This window comes from Modestobacter sp. DSM 44400 (assembly GCF_900107175.1).
In the GTDB taxonomy this organism is placed as follows: Bacteria; Actinomycetota; Actinomycetes; order Mycobacteriales; family Geodermatophilaceae; genus Modestobacter.
Genome location: NZ_FNOZ01000005.1, coordinates 18,376 through 39,579, shown reverse-complemented (window position 1 = coordinate 39,579; position 21,204 = coordinate 18,376). Strand labels below are relative to the sequence as shown.

Genomic DNA, 21,204 nt, shown 5'->3' with positions numbered 1-21,204 from the left:
AGCCGGCCGGCTCAGGCGCGGGCGCCCCGCCGCTGCTGCTGCGCGGCCACCAGCGCGGGCCGGTCGCGCATCAGCATCGACCGGCCCAGCACGCACACTGCGGCACCCAGCAGCGAGAGCACCGCCGTCCCGTACCAGGCCACCGAATAGGAGGTGGCGGCCGCCGCGGCGCCGAAGGCAAGGGGTCCGAGGGCGGCACCGGAGCCCATGCCGCCCTGGGTGATGGCCGTGGCCCGCGCGGCCATGCCGTGGTGCATCCGGGCGACGGCGTAGGTCGCCAGGCCGGCCCAGGCCCAGCCCGAGCAGTAGCCGACGATCACGCCGACGGCCACCAGCGCCTCCCGGCCGCTCCCCAGCAGCGCGTACGCCGCACCGCCGACGGCCATCTGGGCCGCGACGATCAGCAACCAGCGGGCGCGCACCCGGTCGGCCAGCCAGCCGATCAGGATGCGCGTCCCGATCCCGGCGATGCTGGCGACCGCGGCGAGCACACCGGCGGTGGCGGGCGGGATGCCCTCGGCGACCGCCGAGGCGACGAAGAACGCCCCCAGCGCGTTGCCCGTCGCCGCGCCCAGCAGCAGCCCGCCGGCGAGCACGAGCAGCGGGGCGCGGCGGAACGGCCCGGCGGCCTCCGATGGCGCGGAGGAGGCGGTCGGTCGGAGACGGCCGCCGCCCGGTACGGAGACCGCGACGAGGAGCGCCAGCACCGCAGCCAGGCCGAAGGCCCACCGCCAGCCGAAGGGGATGGCGATCAGCGGGATGCCCACACCGGCCAGCAGGGTGGCGAGCGGAATGGCGGCCTGCTTGAGGCCGTAGGCCAGTCCCTGCCGCTCGGGGGGCACCGACCGGGCGATGAGGTCGTTGCTCGCCGGTTGCCCGACGCCGTTCGCCCAACCGGCGGCGACCAGGGCGGCGCTCAGCGTCAGGACGTCGCGTGCCGCGAGGGCGATGGCAGCGAGCGCCGCGCCGGCCACCACGGCGGAGAGCCGGACGACGGCGACCGGGCCCCACCGCCGAACCATCAGGCCGGCGGTGAACGAGGATGCCGCCGAGGTGGCGAAGAAGGTCGCCACGAGCACGCCCAGCAGCGCCGGGCCGAAGCCGAGGTCCGCCCGCAACTGCACCGACAGCACGCCCGCCAGGTAGACCGGTAGGACGCCGACCGTGGTCACGGTCACCGCGGCCACGGCGGCCGAGCGGGAGCCCGCGGGCCGCCGCACCGCTGGGTCGCGGCTCATCCCGGCCGGCGGTCGCCGGCGACGGGCAACAGCGCGCGGCCCAGGCGCCCCGCGGGGTCCAGCGCGCGCTTCACCGCGACCATGGCACCGATCTCGTCCGCGGTGCGGTTGAGCGGCAGCAGGTGGGCCTTGGCCCGCCCGATGCCGTGCTCGGCGCTGATGCTGCCGTCGTGCTCGGCGGCCAGTCGCAGGATCGCATCGTCGAGCGCGTCGTCACGGGGATCGGCGTCCAGGACGTTCAGGTGCATGTTGCCGTCGCCGAGGTGACCGAAGAAGAACGGCCGGGGCGGCGGCCCCGCCGACGGCCAGCTCGCCACAGCGGGCCACGAACTCGGCGGTGCGCATCGCCGGAATCGAGACGTCGAGCTTGTGCGGCACGCCGGCGGCGGCCACCGACTCGGTGACCCGGTCGCGGTGACCCCACAGGCGACGCGCGCCCGCGACGTCCTCGGCGGCCGCGACGTCGACGTCGGGGTCGTCGCCGAGGCCGGCGCCGGCCAACGCCCCGAGCAGCTCGTCGAGCCGGCCGGGTGCCCCGGCGAGCTCCAGCACCAGGTGGGCGGGGTGCCGGCGGGGCAGCGGGTCCGGCTCGCCGGTGTGGGCGAGGACCAGCCGCAGCGTCGCGTCGTCGACGAACTCGGCGGCGCGCAGCTGGGGCAGGCGCACCCGAAGGGCGGCGAGCACGCCGAGGGTGGCGGGCAGGCCGGGCAGGCCGAGGAGCACCACGGCCCGGCTCACCGGCCGGGGGACGACGCGCAACAGCAGCCGGGTGATGACCCCCAGCGTCCCCTCGCTGCCGACGAGCAGGGCGGACAGCGAGTACCCGGTGTTGTCCTTGACCAGGGGGTGCAGCCGCACCAGCGGGCGCCCGTCGACGCTGAGCGCGTCCACCGACAGCACCTGGGCGCGCATCATCCCGTCGAGCAGCACACGGATGCCGCCGGCGTTGGTGGCGGCCATCCCGCCCACCGTGCAGCTGTCCCGGGCGGCGAGGTCGACGGGGAGTTCGAGGCCGTGCGGCCGCAGGTGCGCCTGCAGGGCGGCCAGGGTCACCCCTGCCTCGGCGACCACGGTGCCGGCGACCGGGTCGACCGGGCCGATCCGGGTCAGTCGGGTGGTGGACAGCAGGACGTCGCCGGCCTCGGGGATGCCGCCGGCGACGAGCCCGGTGTTGCCGCCCTGCACGACGACGCGCCGGCCAGCGGCCGCCACCTCCGCGAGCACGGCCGCGGTCTGCGCCTCGTCCCCCGGGCGGACGACCAGCGCGCACCCACCGCGCCACCGGCCGGTCCAGTCCCGCACGTAGCCCGCTGTCACCGCGGGGTCGAGGAGGACGTGCCCGGCACCCACCACGCGGGCCAGCCGGTCGGCCAAGTCGTGCCCGGCGTCGGCCCCAGCGCCGTCCGGGACGGGCGCGGCGCTCACGCGGCCGCGGGGAGCAGCAGGTCGACGAGGTGCTCGGCGATGGCCAGCGACGAGGTGGCGGCCGGCGAGGGGGCGTTGCGGACGGCCACCACCGAGCCCGTCCGGGTGATCCGAAAGTCGTCGACCAGGCTGCCGTCGGCCTCCAGCGCCTGCGCGCGGATCCCGGCCGCGGCCGGCACCACGTCGGCGGTCCGCAGCTCGGGCACGTAGCGCCGGGCCGCCGCGACGAAGGCGTGCTTGCTCAGCGACCCGCGCATCTCGCCGATCCCGGTGCGCCAGTGCTCCGCGGCGAAACGCCGGAAGCCGGCGTAGCGGACGATCTCGGCGAGGTCCCGGGCCGAGACGTCGCGGCGCCGGTACCCCTCCCGGGCCAGCGCCAGGACGGCGTTGGGTCCGATGAGCACCTCGCCGTCGAACCGCGGCGTCAGGTGCACGCCCAGGAACGGGTAGCGGGGGTCGGGCACCGGGTAGACCAGGCCGTTCACCAGCGTGCGCCGCTCCGGCGCCAGCTTGTAGTACTCACCGCGGAAGGGCACGATCCGGGGCGCGTCGCCGTCGCCGGCCAGCACGGCCAGCCGGTCGACCTGCAGGCCCGCGCAGAGCACGACCCGGTCGGCGACGACCTCCTCGCCCGAGGCGCCGCGGACGACGACCTCCCCGTCGGCGGCGCCCCCGGTGTGCTCGAGCCCGGTGACCGGGAAGCCGGTGCGCACCGTTGCGCCGCGGGCCTGCGCGTCCGCGGCCAGCTGCTCGGTGATGCCGACGTAGTCGACGATCGCGGTGGTCGGCGAGTGCAGTCCGGCGATCCCGGTGACGTGCGGCTCGAGGGCGTGGAGCTCGTCCCGGTCGATGACCCGGACCCCGGGCACCCCGTTCACCCGGGCCCGGTCGGCGATGTCGTCGAGCCGCCGCTGCTCCTCGGCGTCGAGGGCGACGAGCACCTTGCCGACCTCGTCGTAGGGCAGCCCCTTCTCCGCGCAGAAATCCTTCAGCAACCCCACGCCCCGGCGGCACAGCGTCGCCTTCAGCGAGCCGGGCTGGTAGTAGAGGCCCGCGTGCACGACCCCGCTGTTGCGGCCGGTCTGGTGCGCGGCCAGCCGGTCCTCCTTCTCCACGAGGGTGACCTGGACGTCGGGCCGTACCTCGAGCAGCCGGCGGGCGACCGCGGCGCCGATGATGCCGCCACCGACCACGGCATAGCGCTGGACAGACATGGTGCTCCGATCCTCGGGGCGGCGCGGGAGCCACTTTCTGGGTACCGGGCGGGGGCGGAACGCGGCGTGGCTACGGTGTGCACCGTGATCAGGCTCACCGTTTTCCCCAGCCACACCCTCCGTCGACCTGCGTCGCAGGGTAATCGGCGGTGACCGGGCTCCGGGGTGTGCTCCCCATCACACTGACTCCCTTCACCGATGACGGCGCGGTTGACGAGGGCAGCATCGACACCCTCGTGGAGGACTACCTCGGCGCCGGGGCCCACGGGCTGACCATCCTCGGGATCATGGGCGAGGCCGCGAAGTTGCTCGACGACGAGCGGGAGACGGTGCTGCGCCGGTACGTGCAGGCGACCGCCGGCCGGGCCCCGGTCGTCGTCGGGGTGTCGGCGCGGGCGACCCGGATGTCGCTGGACTACGCCCGGCGGGCCGAGGACGCCGGGGCGGCCGCGGTCATGCTCGCCCCGCCGGACAACACCCGGAACCTCGAGCTTGTCTTCGAGCACTTCCGCCAGGTCGCCGGGGCGGTGTCCGTGCCGGTCGTCGTCCAGGACGAGCCGGTGAACACCGGCGTGACGATGCCCGCACCCTTCCTGATTCGACTGCTGGAGGAGATCGAGGGCTGCCGGTACCTCAAGCTGGAGGAGACGCCGACGCTGCCCAAGATCACCGCGGTCCGGGAGCGGGTGCAGCGCCCGGTGGGCATCTTCGGTGGCCTGGGCGGGCTGTACCTGTACGAGGAGCTGCTGCGCGGCGCCGACGGCATCATGACCGGCTTCGGTTTCCCACAGGTGCTGGTCGGCACCTACGAGCGCTTCGTCGCCGGCCAGCGCGCAGCGGCGCAGGAGTACTTCTTCCGGCACCTGCCGCTGATCCGCTACGAGGCCCAGCTGGGCGTCGGGGGCGTGACGATCCGCAAGCAGGTGTTCGCCCGCCGCGGCGCGATCAGCTCCCCGCACGCCCGGTTTCCCGCCCCTCCGGTGGACGAACTGACCCTCGCCGAGCTCGACGACCTGATCTCCGTCGTCGGACTCTGACCCGCGCCCCCGACCGAGAGGACACCCGCTGTGCGACTGACCACCCTGCGGATCGACGGCGAGGAGCCCGGCGCGCTGGTGCGCCCGGACGGCGCGGTGCCGCTGGCCGCGGTCAACGACGCCTTCGGCACCTCGTGGCCGGCCACGGTGCAGGAGCTGCTGGAGGAGGGCCGGGTGGAGGCGTTGCGCGACTGGGTCGCCGACGCCGACGCCGCCCGGCTGAACGGGATGGCGCTGCCGCAGGAAGGCCTGGCGTACGCCCCGCTCTACCGCCGTCCGCGCAAGGTCTGGGGCATCGGTCTCAACTACGTCGAGCACGCCGCGGACCTGTCGGAGAAGGCGCCGTCCACCGAGCCGGCCAGCTTCCTCAAGCCGGACACCGCGATCATCGGACCCGGCGACGCGATCCGGGTCCCACCGCAGTCCCAGCGCACTACCGCCGAAGGGGAACTGGGCCTGGTCATCGGCCGGGAGTGCAAGGACGTCGACGAGGCGGACGCCCCCGGCGTCGTCGCCGGCTTCACCACGATCATCGACATGACTGCCGAGGACATCCTGGAGAAGAACCCGCGCTACCTGACCCGGTCGAAGAGCTTCGACACGTTCTTCAGCTTCGGCCCGGAGCTGGTGACCGTCGACGAGGTGGCCGACGTCGAGGCGCTGGAGGTCGCCACCCTGCACAACGGCCAGGTGCACCGACGCAACGTGGTGGCGAACATGACCTTCCGGCCCTGGTGGCTGGTCGCCTTCCACTCCCGCGTGATGACCCTGCTGCCCGGCGACATCATCTCCACCGGCACCCCCGGTGCCGCCCACATCCGTCCCGGTGACGTGGCCGGCTGCTCGATCGCCGGCTTCCGCACCCTCTCGAACCCCGTGGAGTGACCTGATGGACCTGGAACTGACCGGCAGGGTCGCGCTCGTCACCGCAGCCAGCAAGGGGCTGGGCCGGGCTACCGCCACCCAGCTCGCCGCCGAGGGCGCCCGGGTGATGATCTCCAGCCGCGGCGCGGAGCAGCTCGCGGCGACCGCCGCCGAGATCAGCGCCGCGACCGGCGCGCAGGTGGAGCACTGCCCGGCCGACGTGTCCGACGCCGCCGACCTCGCCCGGCTGCTGCGGGAGACCGAGGAACGGCTCGGTGGCGTCGACGTCCTCGTGAACAACGCCGGCGGTCCGCGTCCCGGCGGCTTCGACGCCCTGGACGACGCCGCGTGGCAGCAGGCCTTCGAGTTGAACCTGCTGTCGGGCATCCGGCTGATGCGTGGCGTGCTGCCGCACATGCGCGCCCAGGGGTGGGGCCGGATCGTGACGATCGCCTCGTCGTCGATCAAGCAGCCGCTGGACAACCTGTTGCTGTCCAACACCTACCGCGTGGCGATCCTGGGGTTGGCCAAGAGCCTGGCCATCGAGTTCGCCCCCGACGGCGTGCTCGTCAACACCATCGGTCCCGGCCGCATCGCGACCGACCGGGTCGCCGGCCTGGACGCCACCCGGGCCGAGAAGTCCGGGATGTCGATCGAGGAGGTGCGCGCGCAGGCCGAGAAGTCCATCCCCCTCGGTCGGTACGGCACCGCCGAGGAGTTCGGCAAGGTGGCTGCCTTCCTCGTCTCCGGCGCAAACACCTACCTCACCGGCCAGGCGTTCCTGGTCGATGGCGGCATGGTCAAGGCCCTCTGACCCCCCGTCCCCAGGAGACCCGCTGTGCGCATCGTCCGCTACACCCCAGCCGCCGGCGGCCCGGCGTCCTACGGCCTTCTCGAGGGGGACGGCGAGGAGGCGGTCGTCGTCGCCCTCGACGGGCTGCCCTACGAGGCAGTCCGCCCCACCGGGGAGCGCACCCCGCTCGCCGAGGTCACCCTGCTGGCGCCCGTCGAGCCGAGCAAGGTGCTCGCGTTCGGCCGCAACTACGCCGAGCACGCCAGGGAGCTGGGCAACGAGGTGCCCGAGATTCCGGTGGTGTTCGCCAAGTTCTCCACCTCGGTGGTCGGTCCCGGCGCGGAGGTCGGCTATCCGGCGCTGACCAGCAACCTGCACTTCGAGGGTGAGCTGGCCGTCGTTATCGGCCGCCGCTGCACCCGCGTGTCCCCGGAGCAGGTCGCGGAGGTGGTCATCGGCTACACCGTGGCCAACGACCTCACCATGCGGGACCTCCAGCGCGCCGAGAAGCAGTGGACCCGGGCCAAGGCGTTCGACGGGTCCTGCCCGCTGGGGCCCTGGGTGGAGACCGAGGTCGACCCGTCGGCGCTGGGCCTGCGGACGACGGTCAACGGTGAGGTCCGCCAGGACGGCACGACCGCGGACATGCTGCACGACGTCGCCGCCTGCGTGTCCTTCGTGAGCCAGGCGATGACCCTGCTGCCCGGCGACGTGGTCCTGACCGGGACACCCGCAGGCGTCGGGGCGATCCAGGTCGGGGACGAGGTGGCGGTGAGCATCGACGGCATCGGCACGCTCGTCACCCGGATCGTCGCGGGCTGAGCCGCCCGGGCGTCCGGGCACCCGCCCGGGCGCCCGGGGCGTTCAGGTCCCGGTCGGGGGCAGCCCGAGGGCCTGGACCCAGAGCCGGGTCATCGTCGCGACCAGTCGCTCCTGCTCGAAGTCCCCGCCCAGCACCAACCAGTAGTGCACCAGGCCGTTGACCATGGCCACCAGCGCGTGGGCGCTGTATGCGGCGTCGAGGTCGGCGGCCACCAGGCCGTCGGCCTGCAGCTGCTCGATGCTGTGCCGCACCCGGCCGACCATCCGCTCGCGAGCAGCCTGGCGCACGGCCCGCACCTCCGGGTCGAAGGTCGTCACCTGCTCGAACAGCGCCATCAGCGCCGTGTTCTGCAGGTACATCGCGACGAAGCGGCGGTTCGCCCGGTCGATGCGGCCGACCGCGCCGTGCCGGTCGGCGTCCTCGGCCGGTGGCGCGCCCGCGTCGCCGAGGGAGGAGTAGAGGTCGTCCATAGTGCCGGCGACCAGTGCCCGGAAGACCTCGGTCTTGGAGCCGAAGTAGGTGTAGAAGCTGCCGTGTGCGACGCCGGCCGTCGCGGAGATGTCGGTGACCCGCGCGTCGAGGAACCCGTCGCGCTCGAACACCGTCCGGGCCGCGTCCAGCAGCCGGGCACGCATCCGGCGGCCGCGCTCGGTGGCCGGCAGGGCCGGGCTGCCGGCGTCGGCCGCGTCCTCCTGGGGGTCGTCGGATCCCATGGCCGTACCTCCTCGTCGCCTCCCGGCAGGAAGAGGTCGGCCGGGACCGCCGTCAATCTTGACACCGATGTCAATGTCAACTTAGCTGGGGGACCAGCCCACCCCACGCCCACCGGAAGGCGCCGCCCGATGCCCGTGCCGCAGCCCCCTCCGCAGCTCGAGACGTCCGGGGACCGGTCGTCGGCTCCGCGGTCGGAGGAGCTGCAGGCACTGCTGCGCCCCCGCGGCATCGCCCTGCTCGGGATCTCCGGCCGCTCGGACAACCTGATGGCCCGCCCGCTGCGCTACCTGGTCGAGCACGGGTACTCCGGCGCCATCTACCCGATCAACCCCAAGTACGACGAGCTGGTCGGGCAGAAGTGCTATCCGACGCTGGCCCACGTGCCCGGGCCGGTGGACCTGGTGCTGGTCCTCGTCGCGGCCGAGGCCGTGGAGGACGCGATCCGGCAGGCGGCGGCGGCCGGGGCCACTGCTGCGGTCGTGTACGCGTCGGGCTTCGCCGAGGTCGGCCCGGAGGGTGTGGCGCTGCAGCAGCGGCTGGCCGCGGTCGCGCGGGAGACCGGGGTCCGGGTGCTGGGCCCGAACTGCCAGGGCTTCCTCTACGCGCCGACCGGGGTCGTCGCCACCTTCACCGCCGCCGCGGACCGGCCCCTGGCCTCTGACAGCGGGGTCGCCTACGTGGGTCAGAGCGGGGCGGTCGGCGGTTCCGTGCTCGACCTGGCCACCGACATGGGCCTGGGTCTGGCTGCCTGGGCCAGCACCGGCAACCAGGCCGACCTCGGCCTGGTCGAGGTGTCCCGGGCCCTCCTGGAGGACCCGGCCGTCCGGGTGCTCATGCTCTACGTCGAGGCCGCCGGCGACGGGAAGGCCTACGCCGCACTGGCCCGCCAGGCGCGCACGGCGGGCAAGCACCTGGTCGTGCTGCGCTCGGGCCGGTCGAGCGCCGGGCGGCGTGCGGTGGCCAGCCACACCGGGTCGATGCTCGGCGACGACGTGGCGTTCGTGCTGACCTCGCGGGAGCACGGCGTGGTGCTCGTCGACGACATCGACGAGCTCCTCTCGGTCGCCGCGGTGCTCGCCACCGGCAAGCGGTCCGAGGGACGGCGGGTCGTCGTCGTCACCACTTCCGGCGGTGCCGGCAGCCTGGCCGCCGACCTGTGCGAGGACCTCGGCCTCGAGCTGCCCGAACTGTCCGCGGAGACGCAGGACCGCCTCCGTCCCCTGATCCCGGCCTTCGGCGCCCTGACCAACCCGGTCGACGTCACCGCGCAGCTGTTCAACCGGGGGGCGCACGCCTTCGGGGACGTCTGCCGGATCGTCGCCGACGACCCCTCCGTCGACGCCGTGGCCGTCTTCGTGACGATGGTGGTCGGCGAGGCCGGTGCCCGGCTGGCCGAGGACCTCGTCGTCACCGCGGGCAAGCTCGCCACGCCGCTGCTCGTCGGCTGGATCGCCGGTCAGGAACTCACCACCGCGGGGCGGGCCGCCTTCCGGGAGGCCGCCATCCCGGTCTTCGGTTCGGTCGGCGACCTCGTCCGCTGCGCCGCGCGGCTGGCCCCACCGCCGTACCGCGGCGCCGCCCCCGTGCTGTCGCCGGCGCCCGGGCTCCCGGCCGAGGCGGTGCGCGCCCAGCTGGCGGCCCCGGTCGTGGACGGCCCGGCGCTGCTGCGCGCCATCGGCGTCGCCCAGCCGGCCTCCACGCTCGTGACGACTCCCGAGGCCGCGCGCGCGGCCGTTGCGGCGCTGCCCGGCCCCGGGGTCCTCAAGCTGTCCGCCGGCGAACTCGCGCACAAGAGCGACGTCGGGGGGGTTCGGGTCGGCGTCGCCACGGACGAGGCGGCGCAGGTCTTCACGGAGCTGCTCGACGCCGCGACCCGCCACCGCGTCCCCGACGTCGCGGGCGTGCTGGTCCAAGAGCTGATCCCCCCGGGCATCGAGCTGATCATCGGCGCCACCGCGGGACAGGACGGGTTCCCGCCGGTGGTCACCGTGGGGCTGGGCGGGGTGACCACCGAGCTCTACCGCGACATCGCGTCGGGGCTCGCGCCCGTGAGCCCGGAGCAGGCCTGGACGATGCTTCGCAGCCTGCGGGCCTGGCCGCTGCTGGCCGGCTTCCGTGGTGCGCCGCCGGCCGACGTCCCGGCCGCCGTCGACGCGGTCGTGCGGTTGTCCGAAGCCGTCGTGGCGGCCGGGAACCGGCTGACCGAGCTCGAGGTCAACCCGCTCATCGTCGCTGCCCGCGGCGGCGGGGCGACCGCGGTCGACGTCCTGGTGGGCGTCGGCACGGGACCGAGCGCCCCGCTGGGCGAGTAGCCGCACGCAAGCCCCGATCTCATCCGCAGCAGAGAGGCAGGACATCCCCCGTGGGACAGGTACAGCTGGAGAAGCAGGGCGGCGTCGCCGTGCTGACCGTCGACTCGCCCGAGGTCAAGAACGGCCTGACGCCGGAAATGGGGCTGCAGCTGTCGGCGCTGTGCGACGACATCGACGCCGACCCGGCGATCGGCGCGGCCGTCGTCCGGGGCGCGGGCGGCACGTTCTGCTCCGGCGCCGACCGTCGGCGCTGGACGGCCGGCGCCGACCAGGCCGAGGACACCACCTACAAGGAGCTGGGCGCGGTCTACACCGCGTTCAAGCGGGTCGGCACCCTGCAGGTGCCGACGATCGCGGCGGTCCGTGGCGCGGCAGTGGGCGCCGGGATCAACCTGGCGCTGTCCACCGACCTGCGCGTCGTGTCGGAGACCGCGCGGCTGATGGCCGGCTTCCTGCGGATCGGGCTGCACCCCGGTGGCGGCTATTTCACCATCTCCTCGCGCACGGCCGGCCGGGAGGCGACCGCCGCGATGGGGCTGTTCAGCGAGGAGGTCGATGGCGTGCGCGCCGCCGAGATCGGGCTGGCCTGGAAGGCCGTCCCCGACGAGCAGGTCGAGGACCTCGCCCTGGAGCTGGCCGGCCGGGCGGCGAAGGACCCCGAGCTCGCCCGTGAGGCGGTGCGCTCCTTCCGCACCGAGGCCGGACCGCCCGGAATCGGCTGGGACGCGGCGCTGCACTTCGAGCGGGCGACCCAGATGTGGTCCCAGCGCCGCCGCGAGACCAGCTGACACATCTCCGTCGGGCCGTCGACGACGCCGGCCCGGCGGAGAACTTCGACCCAGGAGCCCTGCGATGCAGTTCGGTCCCACCACCCTCAGCCCCGCCGAGGAGTCGCTGCGCCGCGAGGTGCGGGAGTTCCTGGCCGCGGAACTTCCCCCGGACCACCGGCCCGGCCTGGGCATGGCCGCCCGGCACGACCCCGACTTCTCCCGCAAGCTCGCCGCCCGCGGCTGGGTCGGGATGGCGATCCCGCCGGAGTACGGCGGCCGGGGACGCACCGCGGTCGACCGGTTCATCGTCACCGAGGAGCTGCTGGCCGCCGGCGCCCCGATCGGGGCGCACTTCGTGGCCGACCGGCAGACCGGCCCGGCCCTGCTGCACTACGGCACCGAACAGCAACGGCGGACGTTCCTGCCGGCCATCTCCGCCGGCGACTGTTACTTCTCCCTCGGGATGAGCGAGCCCGACTCCGGCTCGGACCTCGCCTCGGTGCGCACCCGGGCGAGCAGGGTCGAGGGCGGCTGGACGGTCACCGGCACCAAGGTGTGGACCAGCCTGGCCCACCTCAACCACTTCTTCGCCGTCCTGTGCCGGACCTCGCCGGTCGAGGACGGCAACCGGCACGCGGGGCTCTCCCAGCTCATCGTGGACCTGCACGCGCCCGGGGTGACCGTCTCGCCGATCCCGTACCTGGACGGCAGTCACCACTTCAACGAGGTGGCCCTCGAGGACGTGTTCGTACCCGACGAGCGGGTGCTCGGCGAGATCGGCTCCGGCTGGCGGCAGGTGACGTCCGAGCTGGCCTACGAGCGCAGCGGGCCCGACCGGTGGCTGTCCACCTTCACGGTGCTGCGCGAGTTCCTGCGCGAGGGCCCCGGCAAGGCGGTCTCGGACGAGGAGGCCACCGTCGTCGGTCGCCTCGCCGCGCGGTACTGGGCGATCCGGCAGCTGTCGCTGGCGGTCGCCCGTGCCCTCGATGCCGGTGCGGCCCCCGCCGTCGAGGCGGCGCTGGTCAAGGAGGTCGGCACCCGGTTCGAGCAGGAGGTCGTCGAGGTGCTGCGTACCTGCGCCGAGACCGAGGTCGACGCGGACTCCGGCTCGCTGTTCCATGCGCTGCTGGCCGAGGCGGTGCTGACCGGTCCGTCGTTCACGCTGCGCGGCGGCACCACCGAGATCCTCCGGTCCGTCGCCGCGAAGGGGCTGTCCACATGAGCGACGAGCGCACTCTGCTGACCGAGGTGGCCGCGGGTCTGTTCCGCGACCTGTGCACCCCCGAGGACGTCGTCGCCGCCGAGGCCACCGGCTGGAGCGAGCCGCTGTGGCGGGCGCTGACCGAGGCGCACTTTCCGTACGTGTCGGTGCCCGAGACCGCCGGTGGGTCCGGGGGCGACGTCGCCGACGCCTGCGCGCTGCTGTCGGTGGCCGGGCGCTACGCCGCACCGGTGCCGCTGGCCGAGGCCGGGCTGCTGGGCGGCTGGGCGCTGGCCGCGGCCGGCCTGCCGTTGCCCGCGGGCCCGGTGAGCGTGGGGGTGGGCCGGCCGCGTGACGTCGTGGAGCTGACCGGGAGCCCCGGCTCCTGGCGGCTGACCGCCCGGCTGCACCGCGTTCCGTGGGGACGGCGGAGCACGCGGGTGGTCGTCCTCGCCGCCGTCGGCGGCGAGCGGTACGTCGTGTCGGCGCCGACGTCGTCCGCGCAGGCAACGCCGGGCCGCAACCTCGCCGCCGAGCCGCGCGACACCCTCAGCTGGAACGGCGCCGCGGTCTCCGACGACTCGGTCGCCCCGGCCCCACCCGGGGTGGACGCCGACCAGCTACGGCTGCGCGGGGCTCTCGGCCGGGCGGCGCTGATCTCCGGCGCGCTGGCCCGGGTCGCCGAGTTGACCGTCCGCTACACCGACGAGCGGCACCAGTTCGGCCGGCCCATCTCCCGCTTCCAGGCGGTGCAGGCACACCTGGTGCACATCGCCGAGGAGGCGCAGCTGGCGGGAATGGCCAGCACGGTCGCCGCGCTGAACGCCGCGCCCGACCCGTCGTTCTTCGACGTGGCGGCGGCCAAGACGGTCGCCGGCGAGGCGGCGACGGGGGCGGCGGCCGCGGCCCATCAGGCGCACGGCGCCATCGGCATGACCAAGGAGTACGAGCTCGGCCAGCTCAGCCGACGGCTGTGGTCGTGGCGCGACGAGTTCGGCAGCGAGCGGTACTGGAGCCGCGAGCTGGGCCGGCGGCTGGCCGAGGCGGGCGCCGATGAGCTGTGGCCGCGGATCTCGACCGGGCTGGTGAGCGCATGACCACCGACTGGGACGTCGCCGTCGTCGGCGCCGGCACCGCCGGGCTGACCGCGGCCACCGTGGCGGCGCGGTCGGGTCTGCGGGTGGTGGCCTATGACCGCATGGCACCGGGCGGTCAGCTGGTGAACCTGACGGTCCTGCACGACTTCCCGCAGCCGGGACTGGTGTCTGGGGCCAGCGAGCTGATGGCCGAGCTGGTCGCGCAGGCAGCGGCCGCCGGCGTCACGATGAACTTCGCGGAGGTCACCCGGGTGCACGCCGGCGCGCCGCCGCGCCTGTCGACCACCGACGGCGAGGTCACCGCCGGTGCGGTCCTCGTCGCCACGGGCCTGAGCGCCGGCCGGCTCGGTCTCCGGGGCGAGGAGGAGCTCGTCGGCCGCGGCGTCTCGACCTGCGCCGGATGCGACGGGCCGCTCTTCCGGGACAGGTCGGTGGCGGTCGTCGGCGACGACGAGTGGACCGCCGATGAGGCGCTGGAACTGGCCGGTCTCGCCTCGACGGTCACCGTGCTGGTGCCGGGGGAGCCGCGCTGGTCGGCGGCCCGCGCCGAGCGGCTGGCGGCCGCGGACCGGGTCGAGGTGCTCACCTCCGCGTCGGTGGTGGCGCTGCGGGGGAGTGGCGTGCTGTCCGGCGTCATCGTCCGCACCGCCGGCGGGGAGCGGGAGCTGGCGGTGAGCGGTCTGTTTTCCTACGTCGGGCGGCGCGGGCCGGCCGGGCTCGTCGACGGCGTGCCGGCCGACGCGGCGGGCCGGTTGCACGCCGGGAGCGGCGCCCCGGCCGCGGTCGGCCCCGTGTTCGTGGCCGGTGACGCGCGCGCCGGCGCCGAGCAGTCGCTGGCCGCCGCGACCGCCGACGGGACGCGCGCCGGGGAGGCCGCGGTGGCCGCGTTGCGGCCGGCGGACGGCGGGCTCAACCTGCGGATCATCGACCCCACACACGGCGTCCTGCCGGAGGACGAGGGAGCCGCTGCCGGGGCGCCGGCCGGCACCACCGACTGGACACAGGTCGCGCTGTTCTCCAACTCCAAGCCCAACGCGACCGAGCTGCTGCAGGGCATGGGCGCGAAGCTGCGCGCGCACTGGGACCTGCCCGAGCTCGGGTTCGCCAGCAAGGAGAGTGCCTCGGTTCCCGCCGACGGGGACACCATCGACTGGCTGGCCCAGCGCTATCGCATGGTCCTGGTGGCCGCCGGTGATTAGGGCTCGTGCTCGTCGTGGAGTCTCCACGACTCGGTGGAACTGGAGAAGCGTGGCGTCGTGGCACCGCTGGTGGTGACCTCGACGTTCCTGCCGCTGGTGCAGGCGCAGGCCAAGGCGCGGCGGGTGGACCCGCGGGTCATCGTCGTGCCGCACCCGATCGGCGGGCTGAACGAGGCGGAGCTGGCCGAAAAGATCGCCTTTGCCGCCGCGGCGCTGCTGGCACTGGCCGACGAAGCCCGGGGTACGTCGTGACCGAGCTCGGTGTGCTCGACCTGCCGGGGGTGACGGAGGAGAGCTGGCAGGAGGAGGCGTTCCGGCGCGGCTGGGGCGACGGGCTGCCGACGGTCGCCCCGACCCCGGCGCGGGTCGAGGCGGCCCTGGCCGCGCTGGCGGGCTTCGACCTGGAGCTGGCGCCGGTGCCGCCGTCCGGGCTGGTGCCCACCCGGGAGAGCTTCGCCGCGAACGCGGTGATGGCCGGTTGCCGGCCCGCCGACCTGCCGGTGGTGCTGGTCGCGATCCGGGCGCTGCTCGCGCCCGAGTACAACCTGCACGGCGTGCTCGCGACCACGCACCCGTGCGCACCGCTGGTGGTGGTCAACGGACCGGCGCGGCTGGACCTCGGGATCAACTGCGGCGCCAACTGCTTCGGCCAGGGCACCCGGGCCAACGCCGTGATCGGCCGGGCGGTGCAGCTGGTGACCACGCACATCGGCGGCGCCCGTCCGGGCTCGATGGACCGGTCCACCCAGGGCGGCCCGGCGAAGTACTCGTTCTGCTTCGGCGAGAACGAGGAGGAGAGCCCGTTCGAGCCGTACTCGGTGCGCCGCGGGTTCGGCTCCGGCCAGTCGGTGGTCACCGTCGCGGCCACCGAGGGGCCGCACAACATCAACGACCACGGCAGCACGACCGGCGAGGACCTGCTGCTGACCATCGCCGGCACGATGGCCCAGCCGGGGTCGAACAACGTCTATGTCAAGGGTCCGCACTTCCTGGTGCTCGGGCCCGAGCACGCGGCCACGCTGCACCGCGACGGCTGGACCGTGCCGGACCTGCAGCAGGCGCTGTGGGAACGGGCGCGGATCCCGGTCGAGAAGGTGTCCCGGGCCAACCAGCGACAGTTCGAGGACTGGGGTGTGCAGCCCGACGGCGACGCCTTTCCCGTAAGTACCGGGCCGGAGCAGCTGCACGTGCTCGTGGCCGGGGGCGCGGGGAAGCACTCGGCATGGATCCCGTCCTTCGGGGCCACGGCCGCGGTGTCGCGACCGGTGCCCGTCCCGACGTGACGTCGCCGGCCGATCTGCCGCTGGTGGCCGACGGCACGGACCCGGCGCTGGTGCTGGCGGAGCTGCTCGCCGCCGGGCTCGGCGACGGCCTGCCGGTCGTGCCCCCGACAGCTGCCCGGCTCGACGCGATGCTGGCCGGCGTCGCCGACCCGGACCGCTCCACCGGCCAGGTCCCGCCGCTGTTCGGAGAGCTGACGGCCCGGGCGGTCGCCTGGTACGCCGTGCTGGCCGGCTGCCGGCCGGCCGAGCTGCCGGTGGTGCTGGCCGCGGTGCGGGCGGCGCTGGACCCGCGCTTCAACCTGCTCGGCATCGCGACGACCACCGGCTCGCCGGCAGTGGCCGTACTGGTGCACGGTCCGGTCGCGGCCCGGCTCGGGATGACCTCGGCGGCCGGTGGGCTCGGGACGGGCAACCGGCCCAACGCCTGCATCGGCCGGGCGGTGTCCCTGGCGCTGGCCGGCATCGGCGGCGCCCGGGCCGGACTGACGGACATGGCGACCATCGGCCAGCCGGCCAAGTACACGTGCTGCACGGCGGAGGCGGCCGACTCCCCGTTCCCCTCCCTGGCGCTGCGTCGCGGGCTGCCCCCCGGCACGGACGCGGTCACCGTGGTCGGGGTGAGCGGGACCCTGGAGGTGCTGCCCGCGGAGGGCCACCGGGACGGCCCCTCGGTGCTGGCACCCGCGGCGGCCGCACTGGCCTCGGTCGCGCTGGCCGCCGGCGATCCCCGGCGGGCCGGGTCGGGCGAGCAGTTCCTGCTCCTGCCGCCGGAGCTGGCCGATCTGCTCACCGCGCGCGGGTGGGACGGCGGTCGGATCGCCACGTTCCTGTTCGAGCAGGGCACGGCCCTGCTGCGCTCGGCCGCTGCCCGGCTCGACGCCCAGGGCCTGTCGGCGTACGCCGCGGACGGGTTGCGGGTGGCCGCTTCGCCGGACGACGTGCACGTCGTCGTCACCGGAGGGGCGGGGGTCAAGATGCTGCTGCTGCCCACCTGGGCCGGGGGCACGACATCGGTGACCGTGCCCGTCACCCCGGTCTGAGCCCAGCTCCCGACGTCCTCGACGGGCTGCGCGCCGGTCGCCGAACCCGACGGAGCATATGGTGACGGCGTTCCTCTCCGCGTGTCCTGCACCGGACACGCGGGGCAACCTCGCTCTGCGTGATTCGGTGCGCAGATGCGCCGACCAACTATCGCCGTCCTGACGGCTGTGACAGCCCTGTCCCTCTCCAGCGTCGGGCTGGCGGCCACCGCCTCCGCCGCCCCGTGGGACACCGGTCTACAGCACCGCAACGTCCCGGTGTGCGCGGACGCCCCCGCGGGCGCGGCCAGCTGTGACGCCATCCGCCACGACAAGGTGGACCGCAACGGCAAGCCGGTCCCGCCGGCCACCACCCCGGCCGGATACGGACCCGCCGACATCCGGTCGGCCTACGGCCTGACGGCGGCGGCGGGTGGTGGGAAGACGGTCGCGATCGTCGACGCCTACGACGCACCGTCCGCCGAGGCCGACCTCGCCACCTACCGCAAGCAGTTCGGTCTGCCGGCCTGCGCCGCGAACGACGGCTGCTTCACCAAGGTCAATCAGAACGGCATGGCCAGTCCGCTGCCCAAGGCAAACGGCGGCTGGGCGCAGGAGATCTCGCTGGACCTCGACATGGTCTCGGCCACCTGCCCGGACTGCAGCATCCTGCTGGTGGAGGCCGACAGCGCCTCCTTCGCCGACCTCGCCGCCGCCGTCGACACCGCCGCCCGGCTCGGCGCGGTGGCGATCAGCAACAGCTACGGCGGCAGCGACCTCGGCACCCCGACGGTCCTCGCGTCCTACCAGCACGAGGGCATCGCCATCACCGCGTCGACCGGTGACGCCGGCTACGGGGTCGAGGCCCCGGCGTCCTTTCCGACGGTCATCGGGGTGGGTGGCACGTCGCTGAAGAAAGCCTCCTCGACCCGGGGCTGGACCGAGACGGCGTGGAGCGGGGCCGGGTCAGGTTGCTCGACGCTCAACAGCGAGCTCTGGCAGGACAACACGGTGACCGGCTGCACCACGAAGGCCACCGCCGACGTCTCCGCTGTGGCCGACCCGAACACCGGCGTCGCGGTCTACGACTCCTACGCCTACCAGGGCACCAAGGGCTGGCTGGTCTTCGGCGGCACCAGCGCCTCGTCGCCGATCATCGCCAGCGTGTATGCGATGGGCCCCAGCGTGGGGACGACGCCGTACCCGGCGGCGCACACCTGGGTGTCGACCACCGGGCTGAACGACGTCGTCAGCGGCTCCAACGGCACCTGCACCACCGCCGTCTGGTGCACCGCCGGCACCGGCTGGGACGGCCCGACCGGTCTGGGCACGCCGAGGGGCACGTCCGCCTTCTGACCCCGCCTCCGCACCTGCCACACACCGACGCCCCGGCCGATGGCCGGGGCGTCGGTGTGTGGGAGGGGCCCAGCCCCGGGTGCTCCGGCCGCTCCAGGTGGCCACTCGCTCGGTCGGGCCGGGGTCACTCTCCCGATCCCCACAATCAGTGTCGGGGTCCCGGTCGTCCCCGTGCCGACCGGCGCACGCGTGCTGGACCGGCTCCTCGGGCAGACCGGCCGGGATCCGGCCTGGCGGCCGTCCAGCCGCTGACGTCACGAGCGGATCAGTGGACCCCGCCGACCTCGTACCGCCGCCACTCCTCGGTCGCCCGACCCAGCGCGACCGCGTGCGCCAGGCGCAGACTGCCACTCAGCCACAGCAGGACGTCGTGCAGTCGCAGCCGCGTCAGCGACGGGCCGGCACGGCCGGCGGAGTCGGCCAGCATCGCGGCGACGGCCGTCTCCAGGACGGCGAAGGCGGCGGCGTTGTCCCGCAGCTCGCGGTGCACCACGGCCTCCACCCCGCTGTCGCCCTCCACCACGTGCGGCCACAGCTGCCGCCGGGTGGTGCGGTCGACATGCGGTACGAGGGTGGGGAAACGGTGGTGCAGCGCCGCGCTGACCAGGTCGGGGCGGAGGTGGTCGGCGTCCTGGCTGCGCTGCCACACCTCGCGCAGCGCGGCACCGACCGTCCCGGGCTCGGCGAGCACGGAGAACTCCTCGGCCGGCAGCTCCCAGCAGGCCCGGCCGGCGGCCCGGGCGACCGCGGCCTCGGCGAGTGGGCGGACATCGTCCAGCGTGGCCCGGACGGCGGCCCACCGGGTGGGGCCCAGCCGCCCGTGCAGCCCCTCGGCGACCAGCACGTCGGCGTCCCCGAGCGGCCCGTCGGCCACCGGCTGACGGTCGAAGCGCTCGTAGCCGAAGGCGAGCACCGAGAACCAGCGGCCCTGTGGGTCGTCGGGGGTGCGGAAGCGCAGCGGACGACGGCCGCGGGCGTAGCCGAGGACGGCGGCCAGTGCGGTGTCCCAAGGCAGCGGGTCCGGGCCGGTGCTGGCCAGCACGAGCGCCGGCAGGTCGCCGCGGCCGAGGGGAGCCCGCACGACGTCGCGATCGCGAACCGCATCGGTCATGACGGGGGTCCCTCCGGGAAGATCGGGGCGCGGGCTCGGCCGTACCGCGGATCCTCCTCCGCAGCGCCCCGCCCGTGGGCAGAAATTGCCATTTCTGCCCACGGGGAGGGTCGGGTCAGCCGGCGGGGCTGACCTCCTCCACGTCGAAGCTGACCATCGTCGCCCCGCCGGTGGCGAAGGTGCCCACGTCGCTGCCCGCCGCGGCGCCGGCCGGCGAGGCCATCGCCTCGGCCATCGCCTCGGCGGACTCGAAGTCCAGTTCGGCCACCAGGTAGGGCGCCGGCTGGCCCGGGGCCAGCGGCGCGCCGTGGCCGATGGTGAACCGGAGCACCCCGGGGATCGCCTTGCCGAGCCCGGCGTGCACGTTCCGGTAGTGCTGGTCGAACGCCGCCGGGTCGGTCGGCTGCCCGTACGAGACCATCAGTCTGTGCACCATCGCGCCACCTCTGCTCGGTCCCGGGCTCGGCTGCCCGGGCGTCGGTCCTGAACCAACCAGTTGCGAGCGGTTCAGGCCAGCCGGCCGATGCCTCCCGGCCCGTGGTCGACGGGGACCTCCTCGCCGGCGGCCACCGGGCCGGGCGGGGTGCCGTCGCCGAACGGACGACCGCCCATCTCGTTCCGGCCGGAGTCGGTCAGCCAGCCGGCGGTGTCCGGGCCCAGCGGCACGATCTGCGTCGGGTTGATGCCGGAGTGCACGACGTAGTAGTGCTGCTTGATCGACGGGAAGTCGGTGGTGTCGCCGAACCCCGGGGTCTGGAAGAGGTCGCGGGCGTAGGCCCACAGCACCGGCATCTCGGTCAGCTTCTGCCGGTTGCACTTGAAGTGGCCGTGGTAAACGGCGTCGAAGCGGGCCAGCGTGGTGAACAGCCGGACGTCGGCCTCGGTGATCGAGGAGCCCATCAGGTACCGCTGGCCGGCCAGTCGTTCGGACAGCCAGTCCAGTGCGGTGAACAGCCGGTCGTAGGCCTTGTCGTAGGCGCACTGCGAGCCGGCGAACCCGCAGCGGTACACGCCGTTGTTGACCTCGGTGTAGACGCGCTGCATCACCTCGTCCATCTCCGGGCGGAGCGCCTCGGGGTAGAGGTCCGGGGCGCCGTCGCGGTGGAACGCCGTCCACTGGGTGGAGAAGTCCAGCGTCATCTGCAGGAAGTCGTTGGTGACGACGGCCTTCGTGGGGACGTCGACCATCGCCGGCACCGTGATGCCGCGCGGGTACTCCGGGTCGCGGGCGAGGAAGGCCTCCTGCAGCCGCTCGTAGCCCAGCACCGGGTCGCGGCCGCCGGGGTCCTCGTCGAAGGTCCAGCTGCGCTCGTCGTGGGTGGGTCCGCAGATGCCCAGCGAGATGACCGGCGCCAGGCCGAGCAGCCGCCGCACGATCACCGCCCGGTTGGCCCAGGGGCAGGCCCGGGCGACGACGAGCCGATAGCGGCCGGCCTCCACCGGCCATCCGCTGGACCCGTCGGCGGTGATCCGGTCGGGGATGTAGTTCTGGTCGCGCTTGAACTCCTGGCCGGCCTCGACGTAGCCCGATCCGCTGGTGTCAGTAATCACGGGGCCAGCTTGGCCGGTCCGGCGCGTGCGCGCCCGGTGCAGGGTCGTCCACGGAGGCCGGGCTCGTCCGGCCGGACGATGGTCACCCGAGCCAGCAGGGCCAGCAGTTGCTGGCCGACACCGTGCTGGCCGCCGCCCCGGATGAGGGCTGCGTACGACTTGACGTGACCGCGTCATCACTTAGGGTCGATCTACCG

At 74.4% G+C, this 21,204-nt stretch carries 21 protein-coding genes; 13 read left to right on the top strand and 8 right to left on the bottom strand.

Annotation, left to right across the window (positions count from 1 at the left end):
- Window positions 1-11 precede the first annotated feature (11 nt).
- The 4 genes from BLW04_RS05260 to lhgO are packed head-to-tail and all read right to left on the bottom strand — an operon-like array spanning window position 12 to window position 3,877.
- The gene (locus tag BLW04_RS05260) at window positions 12-1,238 is read right to left on the bottom strand and encodes an MFS transporter (RefSeq protein ID WP_091537736.1); all 1,227 of its coding nucleotides are present in this window, start codon (window positions 1,236-1,238) and stop codon (window positions 12-14) included.
- Window positions 1,235-1,486, bottom strand: coding sequence for an FAD-linked oxidase C-terminal domain-containing protein (locus BLW04_RS27345; RefSeq protein WP_217630851.1), 252 nt, complete (start codon window positions 1,484-1,486; stop codon window positions 1,235-1,237). The genes BLW04_RS05260 and BLW04_RS27345 overlap by 4 nt, the downstream gene beginning before the upstream one ends.
- Window positions 1,452-2,663: an FAD-binding oxidoreductase gene (locus BLW04_RS05255; RefSeq protein ID WP_217630850.1), complete on the bottom strand. Its 1,212-nt coding sequence runs from the start codon at window positions 2,661-2,663 to the stop codon at window positions 1,452-1,454. Before BLW04_RS05255 ends, BLW04_RS27345 begins: the two co-directional genes overlap by 35 nt.
- Window positions 2,660-3,877, bottom strand: coding sequence for an L-2-hydroxyglutarate oxidase (gene lhgO / locus BLW04_RS05250; RefSeq protein WP_091537735.1), 1,218 nt, complete (start codon window positions 3,875-3,877; stop codon window positions 2,660-2,662). The genes BLW04_RS05255 and lhgO overlap by 4 nt, the downstream gene beginning before the upstream one ends.
- 149 nt (window positions 3,878-4,026) lie before the next feature.
- Between lhgO and BLW04_RS05245 the strand changes: the two genes are divergently transcribed.
- Genes BLW04_RS05245 through BLW04_RS05230 form a run of 4 tightly spaced genes read left to right on the top strand, consistent with a single transcriptional unit; the run spans window position 4,027 to window position 7,393 of the window.
- Window positions 4,027-4,914 (top strand): dihydrodipicolinate synthase family protein, encoded by an 888-nt coding sequence (locus BLW04_RS05245; protein WP_091537734.1) that lies wholly within the window; start codon window positions 4,027-4,029, stop codon window positions 4,912-4,914.
- Between the two features lie 30 nt (window positions 4,915-4,944).
- Complete coding sequence (locus BLW04_RS05240; protein WP_091537733.1) at window positions 4,945-5,799, top strand: fumarylacetoacetate hydrolase family protein; 855 nt, start codon at window positions 4,945-4,947, stop codon at window positions 5,797-5,799.
- A gap of 4 nt (window positions 5,800-5,803) precedes the next feature.
- A complete protein-coding gene (locus tag BLW04_RS05235) occupies window positions 5,804-6,592 on the top strand; it encodes an SDR family oxidoreductase (RefSeq protein ID WP_091537732.1) in 789 nt (262 codons plus the stop codon).
- 24 nt (window positions 6,593-6,616) lie between these two features.
- Window positions 6,617-7,393: a fumarylacetoacetate hydrolase family protein gene (locus BLW04_RS05230; protein ID WP_091537731.1), complete on the top strand. Its 777-nt coding sequence runs from the start codon at window positions 6,617-6,619 to the stop codon at window positions 7,391-7,393.
- A 42-nt stretch (window positions 7,394-7,435) separates the two neighbouring features.
- Here the strand turns inward: BLW04_RS05230 and BLW04_RS05225 are convergent, their stop codons facing one another.
- Window positions 7,436-8,107, bottom strand: coding sequence for a TetR/AcrR family transcriptional regulator (locus tag BLW04_RS05225; RefSeq protein WP_091537730.1), 672 nt, complete (start codon window positions 8,105-8,107; stop codon window positions 7,436-7,438).
- Between the two features lie 129 nt (window positions 8,108-8,236).
- Between BLW04_RS05225 and BLW04_RS05220 the strand changes: the two genes are divergently transcribed.
- From BLW04_RS05220 to BLW04_RS05180, 9 genes are all read left to right on the top strand, one after another.
- A complete protein-coding gene (locus tag BLW04_RS05220; protein WP_091537729.1) occupies window positions 8,237-10,420 on the top strand; it encodes an acetate--CoA ligase family protein in 2,184 nt (727 codons plus the stop codon).
- A gap of 50 nt (window positions 10,421-10,470) precedes the next feature.
- The gene (locus tag BLW04_RS05215) at window positions 10,471-11,208 is read left to right on the top strand and encodes an enoyl-CoA hydratase/isomerase family protein (RefSeq protein WP_091537728.1); all 738 of its coding nucleotides are present in this window, start codon (window positions 10,471-10,473) and stop codon (window positions 11,206-11,208) included.
- 64 nt (window positions 11,209-11,272) lie between these two features.
- The gene (locus BLW04_RS05210; RefSeq protein ID WP_091537727.1) at window positions 11,273-12,412 is read left to right on the top strand and encodes an acyl-CoA dehydrogenase family protein; all 1,140 of its coding nucleotides are present in this window, start codon (window positions 11,273-11,275) and stop codon (window positions 12,410-12,412) included.
- Complete coding sequence (locus tag BLW04_RS05205) at window positions 12,409-13,488, top strand: acyl-CoA dehydrogenase family protein (protein WP_091537726.1); 1,080 nt, start codon at window positions 12,409-12,411, stop codon at window positions 13,486-13,488. The genes BLW04_RS05210 and BLW04_RS05205 overlap by 4 nt, the downstream gene beginning before the upstream one ends.
- On the top strand, window positions 13,485-14,687 hold the full coding sequence (locus BLW04_RS05200) for an NAD(P)/FAD-dependent oxidoreductase (protein WP_091537816.1): 1,203 nt from the start codon (window positions 13,485-13,487) through the stop codon (window positions 14,685-14,687). Before BLW04_RS05205 ends, BLW04_RS05200 begins: the two co-directional genes overlap by 4 nt.
- 33 nt (window positions 14,688-14,720) lie before the next feature.
- On the top strand, window positions 14,721-14,939 hold the full coding sequence (locus BLW04_RS05195; RefSeq protein WP_175483905.1) for a UGSC family (seleno)protein: 219 nt from the start codon (window positions 14,721-14,723) through the stop codon (window positions 14,937-14,939).
- Window positions 14,936-15,970 (top strand): hypothetical protein, encoded by a 1,035-nt coding sequence (locus tag BLW04_RS05190; protein WP_091537725.1) that lies wholly within the window; start codon window positions 14,936-14,938, stop codon window positions 15,968-15,970. The genes BLW04_RS05195 and BLW04_RS05190 overlap by 4 nt, the downstream gene beginning before the upstream one ends.
- Window positions 15,967-17,010 (top strand): hypothetical protein, encoded by a 1,044-nt coding sequence (locus tag BLW04_RS05185; protein ID WP_091537814.1) that lies wholly within the window; start codon window positions 15,967-15,969, stop codon window positions 17,008-17,010. Before BLW04_RS05190 ends, BLW04_RS05185 begins: the two co-directional genes overlap by 4 nt.
- 168 nt (window positions 17,011-17,178) lie before the next feature.
- Window positions 17,179-18,345: a S53 family peptidase gene (locus BLW04_RS05180; RefSeq protein ID WP_217630849.1), complete on the top strand. Its 1,167-nt coding sequence runs from the start codon at window positions 17,179-17,181 to the stop codon at window positions 18,343-18,345.
- Between the two features lie 265 nt (window positions 18,346-18,610).
- On the opposite strand, the gene BLW04_RS05175 is transcribed toward BLW04_RS05180, so the two are convergent.
- The 3 genes from BLW04_RS05175 to BLW04_RS05165 all read right to left on the bottom strand — a co-directional run bounded on the left by BLW04_RS05175 (window position 18,611) and on the right by BLW04_RS05165 (window position 21,007).
- A complete protein-coding gene (locus tag BLW04_RS05175; RefSeq protein ID WP_091537723.1) occupies window positions 18,611-19,456 on the bottom strand; it encodes a hypothetical protein in 846 nt (281 codons plus the stop codon).
- Between the two features lie 115 nt (window positions 19,457-19,571).
- On the bottom strand, window positions 19,572-19,892 hold the full coding sequence (locus BLW04_RS05170) for an EthD family reductase (protein WP_091537722.1): 321 nt from the start codon (window positions 19,890-19,892) through the stop codon (window positions 19,572-19,574).
- Window positions 19,893-19,963: 71 nt separating this feature from the next.
- Window positions 19,964-21,007: a glutathione S-transferase family protein gene (locus tag BLW04_RS05165; RefSeq protein ID WP_091537721.1), complete on the bottom strand. Its 1,044-nt coding sequence runs from the start codon at window positions 21,005-21,007 to the stop codon at window positions 19,964-19,966.
- Window positions 21,008-21,204 lie beyond the last annotated feature (197 nt).